Origin of the sequence: Pseudomonas sp. NPDC090208 (assembly GCF_044746785.1) — a bacterium.
In the GTDB taxonomy this organism is placed as follows: Bacteria; Pseudomonadota; Gammaproteobacteria; order Pseudomonadales; family Pseudomonadaceae; genus Aquipseudomonas.
In genome coordinates, this window is the sequence record NZ_JBIVCU010000003.1 from 246,806 (window position 1) to 263,242 (window position 16,437).

Annotated in this window: 16 protein-coding genes; 10 read left to right on the forward strand and 6 right to left on the reverse strand. The window is 56.8% G+C overall.

From position 1 onward, the window contains the following. The first annotated feature begins 90 nt into the window (after positions 1-90). Both ACIPL0_RS06925 and ACIPL0_RS06930 read left to right on the forward strand, forming a co-directional pair. Positions 91-342: a DUF1652 domain-containing protein gene (locus ACIPL0_RS06925; protein ID WP_400731428.1), complete on the forward strand. Its 252-nt coding sequence runs from the start codon at positions 91-93 to the stop codon at positions 340-342. A gap of 15 nt (positions 343-357) precedes the next feature. Then, a complete protein-coding gene (locus ACIPL0_RS06930; protein ID WP_400731429.1) occupies positions 358-657 on the forward strand; it encodes a DUF6021 family protein in 300 nt (99 codons plus the stop codon). Between the two features lie 151 nt (positions 658-808). Here the strand turns inward: ACIPL0_RS06930 and ACIPL0_RS06935 are convergent, their stop codons facing one another. Together ACIPL0_RS06935 and ACIPL0_RS06940 are read right to left on the reverse strand one after the other, a co-directional pair. Next, positions 809-2,104 (reverse strand): PQQ-dependent sugar dehydrogenase, encoded by a 1,296-nt coding sequence (locus ACIPL0_RS06935; protein WP_400731430.1) that lies wholly within the window; start codon positions 2,102-2,104, stop codon positions 809-811. Then, entirely contained in the window at positions 2,101-2,529 is a 429-nt protein-coding gene (locus ACIPL0_RS06940) for a DUF2231 domain-containing protein (RefSeq protein WP_400731431.1), read from the reverse strand. Before ACIPL0_RS06940 ends, ACIPL0_RS06935 begins: the two co-directional genes overlap by 4 nt. A 607-nt stretch (positions 2,530-3,136) precedes the next feature. Here ACIPL0_RS06940 and ACIPL0_RS06945 point away from each other — a divergent pair. After that, complete coding sequence (locus ACIPL0_RS06945) at positions 3,137-5,092, forward strand: putative bifunctional diguanylate cyclase/phosphodiesterase (protein WP_400731513.1); 1,956 nt, start codon at positions 3,137-3,139, stop codon at positions 5,090-5,092. Positions 5,093-5,661: 569 nt separating this feature from the next. On the opposite strand, the gene ACIPL0_RS06950 is transcribed toward ACIPL0_RS06945, so the two are convergent. From ACIPL0_RS06950 to ACIPL0_RS06960, 3 genes are all read right to left on the reverse strand, one after another. Further along, a complete protein-coding gene (locus ACIPL0_RS06950) occupies positions 5,662-6,171 on the reverse strand; it encodes a ProQ/FinO family protein (protein ID WP_400731432.1) in 510 nt (169 codons plus the stop codon). A gap of 748 nt (positions 6,172-6,919) precedes the next feature. Beyond that, on the reverse strand, positions 6,920-7,231 hold the full coding sequence (locus ACIPL0_RS06955; protein WP_400731433.1) for a hypothetical protein: 312 nt from the start codon (positions 7,229-7,231) through the stop codon (positions 6,920-6,922). Between the two features lie 215 nt (positions 7,232-7,446). Further along, positions 7,447-7,881, reverse strand: a complete 435-nt coding sequence (locus tag ACIPL0_RS06960) for a hypothetical protein (protein WP_400731434.1) — start codon at positions 7,879-7,881, stop codon at positions 7,447-7,449. Between the two features lie 189 nt (positions 7,882-8,070). On the opposite strand from ACIPL0_RS06960, the gene ACIPL0_RS06965 reads away from it, so the two are divergent. The 3 genes from ACIPL0_RS06965 to ACIPL0_RS06975 all read left to right on the forward strand — a co-directional run bounded on the left by ACIPL0_RS06965 (position 8,071) and on the right by ACIPL0_RS06975 (position 9,341). Beyond that, positions 8,071-8,310 (forward strand): hypothetical protein, encoded by a 240-nt coding sequence (locus ACIPL0_RS06965; RefSeq protein ID WP_400731435.1) that lies wholly within the window; start codon positions 8,071-8,073, stop codon positions 8,308-8,310. Positions 8,311-8,427: 117 nt separating this feature from the next. Continuing rightward, positions 8,428-8,820 (forward strand): VOC family protein, encoded by a 393-nt coding sequence (locus ACIPL0_RS06970; RefSeq protein ID WP_400731436.1) that lies wholly within the window; start codon positions 8,428-8,430, stop codon positions 8,818-8,820. 26 nt (positions 8,821-8,846) lie between these two features. Further along, positions 8,847-9,341, forward strand: coding sequence for a DUF1543 domain-containing protein (locus tag ACIPL0_RS06975; protein WP_400731437.1), 495 nt, complete (start codon positions 8,847-8,849; stop codon positions 9,339-9,341). Between the two features lie 153 nt (positions 9,342-9,494). On the opposite strand, the gene ACIPL0_RS06980 is transcribed toward ACIPL0_RS06975, so the two are convergent. After that, positions 9,495-9,707 (reverse strand): hypothetical protein, encoded by a 213-nt coding sequence (locus ACIPL0_RS06980; RefSeq protein ID WP_400731438.1) that lies wholly within the window; start codon positions 9,705-9,707, stop codon positions 9,495-9,497. Between the two features lie 964 nt (positions 9,708-10,671). Here ACIPL0_RS06980 and ACIPL0_RS06985 point away from each other — a divergent pair. The 4 genes from ACIPL0_RS06985 (at position 10,672) to chrA (ending at position 16,405) form a co-directional block, all read left to right on the forward strand. Next, complete coding sequence (locus ACIPL0_RS06985; protein WP_400731439.1) at positions 10,672-11,325, forward strand: hypothetical protein; 654 nt, start codon at positions 10,672-10,674, stop codon at positions 11,323-11,325. Positions 11,326-11,366: 41 nt separating this feature from the next. Beyond that, positions 11,367-11,681 carry a hypothetical protein gene (locus tag ACIPL0_RS06990; RefSeq protein ID WP_400731440.1) on the forward strand — a complete coding sequence of 105 codons (315 nt, stop codon included), beginning with the start codon at positions 11,367-11,369 and terminating at the stop codon, positions 11,679-11,681. Positions 11,682-12,157: 476 nt separating this feature from the next. Further along, entirely contained in the window at positions 12,158-14,236 is a 2,079-nt protein-coding gene (locus ACIPL0_RS06995; protein WP_400731514.1) for a PAS domain-containing protein, read from the forward strand. Between the two features lie 951 nt (positions 14,237-15,187). Further along, on the forward strand, positions 15,188-16,405 hold the full coding sequence (gene chrA, locus ACIPL0_RS07000) for a chromate efflux transporter (RefSeq protein WP_400731441.1): 1,218 nt from the start codon (positions 15,188-15,190) through the stop codon (positions 16,403-16,405). Positions 16,406-16,437 lie beyond the last annotated feature (32 nt).

A 16,437-nucleotide genomic window follows, 5' to 3' on the forward strand; every position in this document is an offset into this window, starting at 1 on the left:
TAACGAAGACCACACGGCCCGCGCTGGACCGAAACTTTGAATTAACCCGTTTCGGCCGCAGTCGACCGTTCACACAACAAGGAACGAACCATGGCCATCTCTCCGCTGGAACTGCGCCACATCATCGAATCTGCCTTTCTGCCTATGCAGTGCCGATGCACCTGTAACACCACCGGCGAGATTGCCGTAGAAATCGTCGACCCCGAGACGGGCAACAATCTGACGGTGGGCGGCATTGCCGTTGCCGAACTGAACACCGCCCGCGCCATCTGCGAACTGGTAGGGGAGTTGCGCATGCGAATACGCGAACGCAAGCCCGCCACGTGGATTTCCCACGCCTGAAAGAGGAGAGACGAGATGGCGATCAGTCATGAGATACCGGGGCATCCTGCCCAGGAGGACATCAACATCCCCCTCTACCACGGGATAGGATTCGATCCTCGCGCCCGGTCGCGCGACGCTCCGGCATGGCCGGAGCCCTCATCCGAGGCCGGTGAAGAGGGCGGCGTAGAAGACGATATCGGCTTCGACCCCGAATCACCGGACTTGTCCGATCCGCAAGTTGACCCGCTCCACCCGGCCAGAACCAGCAACGATCCCGTACGCCGCAAGCCTGCGCCCGAGGATGACGACGAGCAGGCGGAATCAGGCGCCTGACCAAGGACAAAGGCCCCGCCGTGTGCGGAGTCTTTCCAACCATGGGGCTTCAGTCCTTGTAGACGCTCGACGCAAGCGGGAGCAGGGTAATCAACCCGTGTGGTTTATCGGCAATGGGCATCAGGGTGGGATCGCCCCGATGCCCGGTCATTCAGCGATTGCGCGTCACCCTCCAGACCGTATTGGCCAGATCGTCGGCAATGATCAGCGCGCCCTTGGGATCGACCGTCACGCCCACCGGGCGGCCACGGGTCTTGCCGTCGTCGCCGCGAAAGCCGGTGGCGAAGTCGATTGGTTCGCCTGCCGCGCGGCCATTGCTGAATGGCACGAAAACCACCTTGTAGCCCACCGGGTTGTCGCGGTTCCAACTGCCGTGTTCGCCGACGAATGCGCCGTTGGCAAAGGTGTCGCCCATGGCCGGTATCGAAAAGTCCAGGCCCAACGCCGCAACGTGGGAGCCCAGGCTGTAATCCGGCTTGACCGCCAGTGCGACTTTTTCCGGGTCTTGCGGCTGGGCGCGGGTGTCGACGTTTTGCCCCCAATAGCTGTAGGGCCAGCCATAAAACGCGCCCTCGCGAATTGAGGTCAGGTAGTCAGGCACCAGGTCCGGCCCCAACTCGTCACGCTCGTTGGCCACTGCCCAGAGCTGCCCGGTCCCGGGTTGAATGCGCAGTGCCGTCGGGTTGCGCACGCCGGTGGCGTAGGGTTTGTGCGCGCCGCTGCGGGCGTCGATCTGCCAGATCTGCGCGCGGTCCAGCTCGACCTCCATGCCGCGCTCGGTAACGTTGCTGTTGGACCCGATACCGACATACAGCGTGTTGCCGTCCGGGCTGATCGCCAGCGACTTGGTCCAGTGATGGTTGATCTTCGACGGCAGCTCGGTAACGGTCACCGGTGCGCCACTGGCCTTTGTCTGGCCGTCGGTGTAGTCGAAACGCACCAGCACATCCTGATTGGCCACATAGAGCTTGCCGTCGGCATACGCCAGGCCATAGGGCGCATTCAGGTTTTCGGCGAACACGGTTTTCAGTTCGTACTTGCCGTCGCCATCGGCATCGCGCAAAAGGGTCAGCCGGTTACCACCTTTGACCTGAGTATTGCCCCGGGCCTTGATGACACTGGCGATGACATCCTTGGGTTTGAGCTTCGGCGCGTCGGTGCCGCCTTTGCCTTCGGCCACCAGAATATCGCCATTGGGCAGGACCAGTGTCTGGCGTGGCACTTTAAGATCGGTAGCAATCGCCGAAACGCTGAAGCCTTCCGGCACCTTGGGCTTTTGCTCGCCCCAGGCCACCGGCTCGGCGATTTTCATGCTCGGCAGCAGACCCCGTTGCGCCTGCGGCATTTTCGGATCGGCGCCGTGGGTTTGCAGGCTGTCCGGCTCGCCGCCACAGGCACTCAACAGCAACGCCACACTCAAGGTTGTCAATGCAGGTAAATGTCTCATTGCACACCTCCCGAACGTGGCAGGGTCAGCCCTGTCCATGCCGCCGCAGCGCTGAGCACCATGATGATGGCCGACAGAGCCAGCCCCAGCGGCATGACCGCCCAGGCGTCCTTGGCGTGCTGAAAGGCGTTGATCCAGCCGAGCCCCCACGTGATCAACAGCAACAGGAAATACACCAATGGACGTCCCGAACGCGGTCGGGCACGCAGCAGATTGACCAACGCGAACAGCAGGGCCAGTCCGCACAGCAACATGCCGCCGGCGATCAGCCAGGACGCGAAGTTGCTCCACTGAATCAGGTAGGTGTTGTAGTAGGCGAGGTCGCTGAGCAATGCGCCGAGAAACAGCGGGAAGGTGCCCGCCAGCACAAGGGCGTGAATCGGGCCGGGCAGGGTTCGGTAGAGCGGATAGGCAGTGTCGGTCATGGTGGCTCCTTGTCGTTCATGGACCCGGGCGAATACCGCGAGCCAGAGCTAGCGCGTCGACGTTGCGGCGGTGACGCGCGTTAACAGGGAGCCTTGCGCCGAGGGGTTAGTTCAACCCGATTGCGGCAGCGCGATGCCATTGAGCAGGTGGAACCTGCAACCTCCGGTAGGTCAGACACATAGGGGCTTTCATCGTCCACCGGGGAGTTGTTCCAGCGTTATGGCAGTCCGAACGTTGTCAGCGTCTATTACACGCGTTGACCGATGCCATCGACGAGATTACTGACTGGATGGAGGACCCTGTTCAACCGCAGCATGCGGTTGTCGAGGTTCAGCCTCCTTGGATCGATAACTCCGGACGATCGTCGTCTTTGGTTCGTCCGCATGTTTGACGCAGATTTTCCCGCCGATCAAGTGCATTCGTGCACCTGCATACATCCATGTAAATGTCTTTCCGAACGCTCACGTGTGTCTTGTCGGAATTACCGATGACAGCGCTTCAGAAACGACGGGCAGCGCCGAGTACAGGGCAACCATCGATGACGGTGGACGTGTGCTCAGCGGAGGTCGGAATGAAAACTTGTGTGGTATCCATCGGGCGTCGTCAATGATTGGCAGAGTGCTCGCGCAGCTCAGGGCGCTGCTGGGTGTACAGCGTGATAACCCCGTTTTGCTAAGGGCTCAGCACGTTGCGCTCTCCAGGCAAATGCCAGTGATGTACGTCATCTTGCTGATCAACTCAGTCGCCCTGGCGGTGACCCATTTTCATCTGGCACCCGATTGGCTTGCTCTCTATCTGCCGGCAGTTTTGACAGGGTTGGGTAGCTACCGCGCCTGGCACTGGTGGCGTAAGCGCGGCGTGCCGGCCACGCCCGCAGCGATCCTGCACACACTGACCAGAACCAATCGCCTGGCAGTGTTCATTGCCTTTGCATTTACTGCGTGGGCGCTGGCTCTTTACCCCTACGGGGACGCTTATGCGAGGTCCCACATCGCTTTCTACATGGCGATAACCGTGATCGCCTGCATTTTTTGCATGATGCATCTACGCTCGGCCGCGTTGATTACCACAGCGGTGGTCAATCTGGCCTTCGTGGGTTTTTTCCTGTCCACCGGCACCTACGTCTACATGGCGATGGCTGCCAATGTGCTCTTGGTGTCTGCGGGCATGATCTGGGTACTTCACGACCACTATCAGGATTTCACCCGGCTGGTAAACCTGCAGGCTCACACCGAGAAACTACGCGAAGAAAACGAACGCCTGGCGAACCAGGACAGCCTCACCGGGCTGCCCAACCGCCGCCAGTTTTTTGCCCTGCTGGAGGCTAACCTGGCGGCTGCTTCGAATGACCAGTCTCGACTGGCAGTGGGGCTGATTGACCTTGACGGATTCAAGCCGGTGAATGATCTGTATGGGCACAGCGTCGGAGACAAGCTGCTCTTTCAGGTCGGACAGAGGCTGGCGCGTTATGAAAACAGCGATCTTCACCTTGCGCGCCTGGGTGGGGATGAGTTCGGCCTGCTCAAGCGCGATGCATCGGAGGAGGGCATGGCTGCGCTGGGTCGGGATATCCGCGCATTGCTTGAAGAGCCGTTTACCATTGGCGAGATTCAGGTGTCCATCAGCGCGTCTCTGGGGCTGGTGGTCTATCCAGACATGGCAGCCGATGCAACCCAGGCGTACGAGTTTGCTGACTACGCGTTGTACCAGAGCAAGCGCCAGGGCGCTGGAAGCATCTGCGTGTTCTCAGCCAGCCACTATCTTGAGCTCAGTCGAGATATACGCACCGAACAAGGGCTACGCAATGCGAACGTACTGGAAGAGTTCAGCGTCGCCTATCAGCCGATCCTGGACATCCGTTCGGGTAAAACGGTGGGGTTTGAAGCATTGGCTCGCTGGTCAAGTCCTCAACTGGGTCCAGTGGCACCTGGGCAATTCATTCCGGTGGCAGAACGATTAGGTCTCATCAACCGTTTGACCCTGCCGTTGCTTGGAAAAGCGTTGGCCGGCGCCCTGATGTGGCCAGAAGATGTCCGGCTCGCCTTCAATCTTTCGGCCCACGACTGCGGCTCGATGGAGGTTGTGAACGCTATCGTGGGTTTTATTAAAGACAGCGGTGTAAATCCCGCGCGACTGGACTTCGAAATTACCGAAACGGCAGTGATTCAGGACATCGAGCAGGCCCAGCGAGCTGTCGCGATCTTTAGAACGCTAGGCTGCGGGATCTCGCTGGACGACTTCGGCACGGGCTATTCGAGCCTGAGTCAGCTTCACGGACTGGCGCTGACCAAACTCAAGATTGACCGCTCCTTCGTTATGGGCATTCACCGCAACCCGGCGAGCTATAAAATCGTCAAGTCGCTGCTGGCTCTGAGTGCCGATATGGGCCTGGACTGCATCAGTGAAGGCCTGGAAACGGTACAAGAGCTAGAGGTGCTCAAGAGCCTGGGATGCGTGTTGGCGCAAGGCTACCTGATTGCAAAACCGATGTCGGCAGAACAATCGGTTCTGTGGCTGCAAGGGAAAAGAGAAACACTGATCGCCGACGCCTCAAATAGCTGAGCCAGAGTTTTTCGGATGATTGCTTCGCCGTTGAAGCCCTCTCTCTTTCATGAAAAGTTACGCGAATGATGGCGTGTACCTGCTGTGGAGGACGGCGAGGGAAGGTGGGTTTAGCCCTCTTGCAGTCGGGTCGGACAGACGGTGCATCATCGCGTTGCCATCCGAGACAGAACATCTCTGTCCGAGAGCTTGCTCCCGCCACGCCAGCCAACGGATGGGGCGCAGATGAGGTCATCAGATGCTGGGAGGAAGTCATGCGTTGGATAGAGTCAGTCGGCACAAACGGTGGCCAATAAAAAACCCGCCGAAGCGGGTTCTTTGCCATCAAATCCATCCAACATCCTGGTCAGCAGCATTCCAAGCAGTGGCAGATCTATCCATGATCTCTGAGGTACATCATGTTCCTCAGTTGATGGATCCAATTTATGGGGTCGCGCCTCTGGCGTAAATGGCTGGTTCGCTCGTCATTCTGTAAGCCTTTTCCTACATGAGATCGTGGCCGGTGCCGACTTGCTTCCGGCTTGGACTCGACGTGTCGACAACCGTTCGCTAAGCGTGGGCGGCGTTGCTCAGTCCAGCATCTCTTCTACAGCGGCATCGACGGCGGGCCCGGGGGCACCGGCTTTTGGTTTTCCCTGATTGCGTCGGTCTTGGCCCCGGTGTCGTAAAGCTTGTCGCCTCGCATGGAGAGCCTGAGAAGCAGTCACGACACCAACTGGCTGACCGTTCAAGTCTAAGCGCGGTGCATCCTCCACCATGCTCTTCCAGTACCGCGTTCCTCGGCACCAGGTTGAGATGCCCAGCTTGAGCTGTTCACTGGTCAACCCGAGGAGCGCCAGGTGTTGCTCCGCATCTTTGAGAATGCCCTCTTTGAGGGGAACCTTGGGTGCTGGATTGACGGGAAAGGCCAACGGGAAATGCTTCTGCAGTGGCCAGATTGCCTCCAAGGCCGGGTCTTGGACACGGGGCCTCGTCTTAGGGGAAGACTTCGGCTTGGAGGGGATCGGTTTGTCGATCTTAGCTGGCGCTTTTTCAGCTCGGAGGCGGTCGCGTAGCTCTGCTAGTTGTTCAAAACCCATGGGTCAAATTCACTACTTCGAGGTTGATTGCGTGGCCCAAGAATACGCCATGCTGAACCCTTGATGGCAGATGGAGTGAGCAGCCGTGTCTGGCTTTTTCGAGAAGAAAACTGCTGGAGCACAAGCTGGGGGCATCGTTTTCAAACCCTCCAACGCATGCCCGCAGATGTGCCCCCAACTTAGCAATCGACTGGAAGTAAATGGAGTTCCACGGTTTGTAGAAAGGCAGAAATGATCAGGTGAACAGCCTGCCCGCCGGTGACTAGAGACTGTCAGGGTCGCCAAAAACATTTTGACAGGGCTCTAGGGCGGGCATTATGGATCTTTAAAATCTGAAAATACCCTCAAAAGTACCCCCAGTCGCCTGGTAAGGATCAGGAATCGCGAACGGCGATTTCTGACACGGAACAAGGTGGTCGTCGATGGTTTTCAGTGTACGCAAAAAGGGGTGAGCATATAGTGCAAAAAGTCTACGTCGGTAGCGCGTCAATCGTCTCTCGACGGATCCGCGCCTGACCGCTTCTGGCCGACAGTAGCCCGTCGTGAACCACCGTTTCCGGTCGACTCCTGCCCTTCGCGAATGTCCGGTTTGGGTCGACCTGCCAAGACGTACTCCATGCACCGGTTAAGCCGAATACAATTTAAGAGTCAGCGGCAATGCAAACTAGGAGGGGGGAAGTGGAATGTAGTTCTCCGGCAGCCGCGGGAGCACAGCAGTTGGATCCCGCGACCTTACTGCGAGAGCAGTTTACCGAGGGTGACATTCGCCATCGCTCCAGGCGGCCTTGTCCAGTGGCGTCAGCCCTGGAATCACAAAGGCCGTGCAGGCAAACTTACGGCCGCGGGCGGTGGTGGCGTCGTAGCTCAGCTTCTGACCACCCAGCGCGTTCTTTTCGGCGTACTGAACGTTGGTGACGGTGATTTCGTCGGAGGATGCCAGGCCCAGGGTCTTGGCGGTGGCGGTCTGCATTTCGGTCATGTTGACCTGTGCAGCGCCGCAAGCGGACAGCAATACGCTCGCCCCTGCAATGGCCAGGGCGCGCAATTTCCATGTAGTCATTTTCAATCTCCATTCCAAAGTAAAATCACGTGCGGGCGCACGGGAAATATCGACGTGTTGTTATTGATTTTTTGATAAGAGTCGACAGGAACTGATGTCCCGGCAGGCGTCGAGGCAGAGACGATAGGGGCAATTGGGCGGGCATCGCAACACTGAATGGATCCAATAAATGTGATGCCGTTCCCAAACTTGAAACGGTTGGCGGCACTTTGATGTTAACTATGATTGCGCACGATGCTCTTTGAGCTGTGTTCAATACCGTTCAAGGCGCACCGAACACCATCGTCCAGTAAATGCCCAGTTCGCTGCGGAAAATTGGTGGCGCACACCGCACCGACCTGGGTGAACATAGGGTTCATCAGATTGGCGTGGGCGGTGGTGCCGAACGTTCCGCCAGATATCAGACTGCTCATCGGCGGTTGATGAATGGGGAAAAGTGCAGAGAGGAAACGGGGTAAGCCCCAGCAGTGCGGCAACTCACAACGCACAATGGCACCGTGTTTCAACAGGTTGAGGCCCGTGCAGGCAAGGGGAGAGAAATTGCCGAGTGCGGGGGGATGCGGGTTTTGATGGCCGATAGCAGCCTGTCGTGAAGGGCTGCTATCGACCCACAGGGGCCTCTCGTCAACGGGCGCATGTGAAAGAAGCATGAATCCACGAGTTTCACTAGCTGGAGTGGAGCTTGACAGGCGGGGACTCCGGGAATTTGCCCAGATGCTATCTCGGCGTAGCCTGAGGCTGAAATTGAACGAACACGAGGATTTCTGTCTCGCATAACACCCAGCAATCGACGAATGTTGCCGATAATAGATCAGTAGGAACAAACAGGAGTGTCGTGGATGGCCGGTAATACTCTAACCCTCAGGAGAGATCTTCAAGGCTTGGCGGCAGATCTGAAGTGGTCTGCGGTTGAGCTCGTGCGCATCGCTGAGCGGCTTAGCCAGTCAGGCAACGAGCCGGATGCACAAGCATTGTATCGCATGATCAAGATCTTCCAGATTGAGGAGGCCAAGGTGAGTGCGATTGCAGAGGACGTGGCTGTGGGGCGTATAGTCCAGGTCGATATGCTACCCGTCTAACTCCAGGTCGGACAACTAGGCGAATGGGCATCGTTGCCCACGGCGGCTGGCGGTGGCGAATCTAGCTGCAAGGAGTTGGTCGCATGATCTATCCCTGACACATCACTGGAGACGAGCATGCTCAGCTATTTATGGATCGGTGCAAACGATGTCGATGCATCCGTGGCCTTCTACGATTCAATTCTTCTGCCGCTGGGGTATGAAAAGGACTACTCCGAAGGGGTCTGTAGCTACTCGCTTCCAAAAACTGTCGACAGATTGAATGGCCCAGGTACGGTGCACGTCGGAAGGCCTTTCGACGGTGGGCCAGCCACTGCGGGCAATGGAATGATGCCGGCGTTCCGGGCTCAGTCACGGGCCGAGGTCGACGCGATTTATGCTGCCGGCCTAGCGCAGGCAGGAGTGGACGAAGGCGCTCCTGGAGCCCGAGCCGCTTATACGCCCAACTTCTACGTGACCTATCTAAGAGATCCGACCGGCAACAAGATCGCTGTGTTTTTTAATGAGTGACAAATGTGGTTACGGATGGGCATTGAATGCTTTTTGTGGTGATGCTGGGTGGTAAGCATCCTCGGGCCAAGATCGAGGTTCACGACGTGGCTTTTGTCGTCGCCGATTTACTGGAGCAGGTATACCCGCAGCTTCGTGATACTTGGTTCGGCAGCCCCAAAGGCGTTCATATCGACTCCTGGATGGCTGTCGATGGCGTTGAAAGCTGGCGTGTGGAATTCAGCTCACTAGCCCCGTCGCCCGGCTCACCTCGCTTGTACTTCATCAACCTGGGGGGCTACGAATCGCAGACCTTTGGCGAAGCGCATCACTACCTGCTGGTGGTGGCCAAGGACAAGCGGGAGGCCATGGCAAAGGGGAAGCGGCAGGCGTTGTCGCATTGGACTCAAGCACACACTGATGCTGTGTTGGAGGTGGATGATTGCCTGCCTATCGATGAAGTCAGTGGACGGTATGTGCATCTCGTTGAAGGGGTACATGCAGGGATAGTCCAACGCAATGATTACATCGTTCTTCCATAGCGGGCGAGACCAGGCTGCAGGTGTGCCGCCTGCGGCGGACGGCTGTCGTGAATCAAGCCGCCTCGCGTTGCGAGGCGTCTCGGCCCTTCGGGCTTTCATCCTCCCACCTGCGCGCTCCGCTTGCATAGTCAAAGCCTCGAGGGCGTCAGGCGGTTATTCTCGGTCTTGGTCATGTTTCGCTGCAAGGCGCTTGACCAGCGCGTCTACGTGAGTATTGAGGTTGTCGAGCCGGCTCTGAATTTCGTTTGCGTTGGTGCCTCCCGCGTCGTGAGACAGGGATTGATCGAGGAGAGATTCAATGGTCGAGGTGAGCTCGATCTGGTTCTGAATCACATCCGATAAAGCGGCGGTAAATGGATCTTTCATACTCAAATCCTTTTGAAATCCAATCGGCTCGAAGCGGGCATATGTGCATGATCTCGATACTTCCTCGAGCAAGTGAGGCGCCATTATTGAGGATAGTCACGAAGGCACGGAGGCGGTGCGTGTTAGCGCGATTCAGGGTACCACCAGCTTTGCGTTTTCGTCGGTAGTGGCTAAAGTCTGCGGATTGCTATCTGGAGAAAGCAAATGCATCCAGGGTTCAGGATGGTTATGTGGTCATTTGGGTGTGTGCTTTTGGGGGCTGGGATCGTCTACTCCACGCACCTCGTGACCACAGAAGTTAAGTACCTGCACTCCCTACTGCAGCTTCCCGAAAGGTTGCACGCGGACGATTTGGCCTCATCCTGGGCACCGATCCATGCCGAGATTGAATTATCCCTTGGTCTCTCCCCTGACGTGGTTCATGAAGTCTTCGGCACCAAGGCTCTTCCAGCAATTGCCATGGAATCCGTTGTTTCACAGTAGGGGTTTTCGTGTTCGTCGCCGCTCAAGGCCGGCAGCGGCCCGGAGAGCTTGTGCGAACCACTGATCGGAATTTTATGAATGGGAATTAGTTACAAAGCGGAATTCACATTTTCTTCACGTCTCGACGTTTAACGTCGATGTCACTCCTTTGAATCACCACTTCAAGCCCGCCGCTCCAGCGGGTTTTTTTATGCCTGACGTAACGACAGGGCGAAAAAGGGCCACCGCATGGCAAGCATAATCGCTCGTCTGCTAATGGCTCCATAGCGATTGGAAATGCTGCGACAACGTGAAATCTAAGATACCAGGCACAAACGCCTTCTCCATCCTGCCCCTTAAACGCTGACTAGCACACCGGTACGCCGCGCGACCATCAAAATTCATGATGTGAAAAAACCGTGAAACAAATGTGATAAAGTCGTAAATAGTCGTTACAAGTCGAGTTCTTTTCCTTTTAAAAAAGCGCTCGGGGAATTAGATTTTGCAGACTGCACATACTCATTTGGTGAAAGTTTCTCTTGGTGTGCTGCTGAGAATAGTTCTGGTGGGCCTCTCTTTTGGAATGCTTTGGCTCGATGTAGCGGTATTCAAAACCGAAATTCTCGAAATTTCCTTCACCGAGATTTCTCAGGAAATGATGCTGTTTGCCTGTGCCATGCTTTTTTGGCTGGCTCCCGGTTCCCCCTCTGAGCATGGATTCAAGATGCTTGCTGGCGGCTTTTTCGCCTGTCTGCTCATGCGGGAGCTCGATGGGCTCTTCGACCCCATAAGCCACAGCGCGTGGTGCTGGCCTTTCAGCCACATTGCTCTGATTTGCATCGTGAAGGCATTCAGGTCTGGAAGGCGTAACGACACCTTTGAAGCGCGCGCAGCTTTCACCCGAACCCCCATGTTCGGTTCCCTTTCAACCGGCCTCGGCGTCCTGATCTTTTCTCGGATTTTCGGGATGGGCAGCCTATGGCGCACCATCCTCAGCGAAGGCTATGCGCGACTCGCCAAAACTGCCGTTGAGGAAGGGGTAGAGCTGCTTACGTACTCGATGTGGTTGGAGGCACCGCTGGAGTACTTTCTGGCCCAACGTATCGCGCTGGCGCGAAAACTTGAAGATCCGCGAGGCGCTCTCACCACGATCTGAGGGGTACCTTGCTCGTAATCTGCTCTACCAAAGGAGGGACAATGTCAGTGATGGCTTTGATGTTTACGTTAGTCTGCACAGGCTGGGGAGTGATTGTTGGCTCAATCCTGATGACGGCGCTGACATCACTGAAGCGTGCATTCAGCTATTTGATCCCTTCAATGGCGGTGTGGCTGGTGAACATCTCCTATTGGATGGCTATTGCTGTATCGCTTGCTGCACTTCATTTTGGCTACGTGAGCGAAGATGATATTGGCCGGCACATTTTTGCGACCATAGGTTTTTATCTGGGTATCGCGGCATCGCTCGCGATCAAGCCCGCGAAATGGCGCGCTGCATTTTCGCAAATAGCCTAGGACATACCTACCCGATCAGCGCCAGCGGCCAGGCACATCTCGGCGAGGCCCATGTCGCTTGCGTCTGGTTCGATCAGTGCAGACCCCGAACGGCGGGCGAGCAGATGCTTCCCATCAAGCTGCAGGAACTCCATGTGCTCCTTCAACGAGGGTTCTCGCTTTGGGCAGCTCAACAATTGGTACCTCTCTGATTCTGGGCGAGACAGACCGACGAACACTTCTAAACCATCACGGTCTAGAGCTAATGCTTTCATCCGGTTAAGACAGGCTCTGTAGTCATCGGATAAATCCAGCATTCTCGTTCTCTCTTGATCCTGGTGGCATCATCACCGCTGGCCAGTCCGAAATTCAAGCTGAAATCAGCACAGGCTGTGTTTGCGCAAACAGCCCAAGCATAGCGCCGTGCTTATTGCTGGCACTGCACGCTGATACTCTCTACGTTTGGATTGTTGATTTGTTGAGGAGTCGAGGTCGTGATGGATCAAAACAGCCCTGAGCGGCCCGAAGACGCGGAGATGTCTTTATTGTCCTCAAGTGAGGCGTGCCCAACCGATGCTGCTGAGCGCCTTCAGCTGGCACTGGATGCTGGGGCGATTATCGGCACTTGGGTGTGGGATATTCCAAACGACCGCGTCACTGCAGACGACCGGTTTTCACATACCTTCGACATTCCATTGGAAAGGTGTCTAGCGGGTATTCCCATCTCCGAAGCGTTTGCTTCCGTTCACCCGGATGACTTGGCTCGCCTAGCTCAAGAGATCAACGAAACCATGGCGCGCGGCGGCGCCTTCAGATGTGAGTACCGTGTCCGCCATGACGATGGTCACTATCGCTGGGTCGAGGCCAATGGTAGGGCAGAATTGAATTCGGAGCGCCAGGCCGTTCGCTTTCCTGGGGTGCTGATGAATATCGAATCGCGCAAGCAAGCTGAAGCAGAGCGCGACAGAGCCATGGCGCTATTGAAAACCTTCACGGCGGCAGTGCCAGGTGTTGTTTATGCCAAGGATCTCTACGGAAGGATACTGATCGCCAATGACGGTGCAACTCAGCTAATCGGCAAGCCACCAGAGTTCTACCTCGGAAAAACCGACCTCGAAATTCTGGAGGACAAGGCTCAGGCTCGCCAAGTCATGGAGACAGATCAGCGGATCATGCGAAGCGGAATAGCGGAGCAGATTGAAGAGCAGGTCAACATGCCTGATGGCTCGGCAGTCATCTGGTTGTCAGCAAAAGCTCCACTTCTGGACGAGTCAGGTGCAGTCGTTGGATTGGTCGGGTCTTCTATTGACGTGACCGCCAGAAAAAGTGCGGAAGCTGCACTCCTGGAGCTGAACCATCATCTGGAAGCGCGTATCGCCGATGCCATGGCTGAACGAGAGGCCGTGGAAGCAGCGCTACGCCAGGCGCAGAAGATGGAAGCGATAGGGCAACTCACAGGGGGTATTGCTCATGATTTCAACAATTTGTTGGCGGGTATTGCGGGTAGCCTGGATCTGATCCGGATGAGGCTGCACCAAGGGCGGATTTCTGAGGTTGAACGCTACGTATCGGTCGCCAAGGGCGCTGTTCAACGAGCCGCTTCATTAACGCATCGGTTGCTCGCTTTTTCCCGTCGTCAGACCCTGATGCCGGTGCAGACGGATGTGCATGTCTTGATCGCGGACATGGAGGAGCTGATTCGCCGGACGGTGGGGCCAGCAATCAATCTGAAGGTCGATCTGGGAGCCGCATCGCCTGTTTGTGTGGTGGATGCCGCTCAAGTAGAGAACTCTCTGCTCAACCTGTGTATCAATGCCCGCGATGCACTGACAGGCACAGGCAACATTGCTATCACAACGTTCAACCAGACATTGATGCCCGAGACGGTGGCGGAGTCCGATATTCAGCCTGGCAGGTTTTTAACAATCTGCGTTGCCGACGATGGTGCGGGCATGCCCCCTGAAACCCTCGCCAAAGCAGTCGATCCATTTTTTACGACCAAGCCGGTGGGGGCGGGCACAGGATTGGGCCTGTCCATGGTTTATGGTTTTGCCAAGCAATCAGGCGGCCAACTGAAAATCGAATCAAAAGAGGGGAGCGGTACCCGCGTATTTTTGCAGCTGCCGTCTAGTGAGGAAGTGCTTGAAGCGCCTGATGCTCAGCACACGTCCACGCCTATCCCGATAGCAACCCCTGACACCATATTGGTCGTGGATGATGAGCCAACCGTGCGCATGTTCGTCGGTGAGGCGTTGAGTGGGATTGGCTACACGGTGATTGAGGCCGTAGATGGTTTGGCAGGCCTCCAGTTGCTGCAGTCCGACACGCGCATCGACCTGCTGATTACCGACATAGGTTTGCCAGGTGGAATGGACGGTCGAGAGCTGGCCAAGGCAGGGCGTGAATGCAGACCGATGTTGCCGGTATTGTTCATGACCGGCTATGCCGAGCCTCGTGTACTTCCAAAATTTCCACACAGTGGTTCGACAGGTTTGTTGACCAAACCCTTCTCCTTGGAGATTTTGACTATTGAGGTCAATTCGCTGCTTCACCACACGGCGGAGCAGGCCGAATAGCGTCGTGATTTGATCGATCACGGAATCAGATGGATATTCGCGTGGAAGCGGAGCTTGCTGGGATAAATGGTGAAAGCTGCACGGGCAAAGATGGCGCCTCTTCTCGGCCGTAAACCGCCCAACTCAATGTGCAGGGCTGTGAAGCCATTAGCTTTGTATGGCTCAGTAGGTACCGTTCTAATTGATGCGTTCGAGTTCAGCGCGGAAGCGACTGACTATGGCATCTGGTGCCTGGACTGAATGCCATATTGCGCGCATCCTCACTCGATAGTAGGAAGCATTGATCTCCGAAAACGCCATCGAGCCATGCACGGTAAAATGAGGTGATTAGGTAGCGACCAACGGCGGTTTGCGAGCAGCGGTGTCTGGCTTTTTTGAGAAGGAAACTGCGGGAGCACAAGCTGGGGGCATCGTTTTCAAACCCTCCAACGCATGCCCTCAAATGTGCCCCCAACTTAGCAATCGACCGGACGTAAATGGAGTTCCATGGTTTGTAGAAAGGCAGAAATGATTAGGTCAACATCCTGCCCGCCGGTGACTGAAGACTGTCAAGTATCGCCAAAAAACATTTTGACAGCGCTCTAGCACGGCCATTTTGGATCTAAAAAATATCAAAATACCCCCAGAAGTACCCCCAGTCGCCTGCAATGAAATTGGGATCGCGAACGGCGACTTCTGAAGCGGACCAGGGTGGTCGTCGATGGCTCTCAGTGCCCGCCGAGGTTGAACATATGGCGCCAGAACCTTATCCAGTAGCGTGTCAATCGTCTGTTGACGGCTCCGCGCCTGGCTGCTTATGGCCGATAACTGTCACGCCATTCGATTTATCGTTCGTGAATGCGGCCCTGACAGGGCACGTCCGGGAGTATCACAGTCATCGTTGAGAGTGGGTCTGTTTCCGGCGTGCTGTCATGGTTATGTTGAGGCTCCAACCTTCAGAGATACCCGCCTGTGTCCGACCCACGCAGCATCGATCGCCATCCATGGGGTGTGTTTCTGGTTTTCCTCCGGCTGGGGCTGACCTCGTTTGGTGGCCCGGTCGCCCACTTGGGGTATTTCCGGGATGAGTTGGTCACGCGCCGGCGATGGCTGAGCGAGCAGGGTTATGCCGATCTTGTGGGGCTGTGTCAGTTTCTGCCGGGGCCGGCCAGTAGTCAGGTCGGTATCGCACTCGGCCTGTGCCGAGCCGGGTATGCCGGTGCAGTGGCAGCGTGGGCAGGGTTCACGGCGCCTTCGGCGGTTGCCATGATGCTGTTCGCAAAAGGTATTGCACACTACAGTGAAGCCATTCCCGTCGGAGCGCTTCATGGTTTGAAGGTTGTGGCCGTGGCGGTGGTTGCCCAAGCGCTATGGGGTATGGCACGCAACCTGTGCCCGGATGCGGCGCGGATCAGCCTGATGGTGTTGGTGGCGTGCGTTGCGCTCTGGGTGTCGTCGGCCTTTGGCCAAGTCCTCAGCATGGCGCTGGCAGCCGCCATTGGCATGTTGTTCCTCACTCCGGCTGTGCATGAACCCCGCGAACCGTTACCCCTTGCACTTCGACGCAGCGCCGGGATGACCTGGCTGATGTTGTTTGTGCTGATGCTCGGGGGGCTGCCCCTGCTGGTCACGGTGTACCCCGAACCTGCGTTGGTCGTGTTCGATGCGTTCTTCCGGGTCGGTTCTTTGGTGTTCGGTGGCGGGCATGTGGTGCTGCCACTGCTGCAAGCGCAAGTGGTTTCTACCGGGTGGGTCGGCAACGATGCTTTTCTGGCGGGCTACGGTGCTGCTCAGGCGATGCCTGGGCCATTGTTCACGTTCGCGGCGTTTCTGGGGGCTTCGATCAATCTAACGGCTGGCGGTTGGACGGGTGGGTTGCTCGGTTTGCTGGCAATCTTTGCGCCGTCGTTTTTGCTGGTAATGGGTGTCCTGCCGTTTTGGGAAACGCTACGGCAGAACAGACGCATGCAGGCGGCACTCATGGGCATCAATGCAGCGGTGGTGGGCCTGCTTCTTGCGGCGTTATACGATCCGGTATGGACCGGGGCCATCCACGAGCCGCAAGACTTGGCTATGGCGGTGCTGGCATTGGCGGCACTGATGTTCTGGAAGCTGCCGCCCTGGCTAGTGGTGGTGGGATGTGGGGGCGGAGGGTGGATACTGGCGAGCGTTCAGTCCGTTGCGCTGTGAGTGGCGGCTAACGACTTTGGGCAACATCGGAC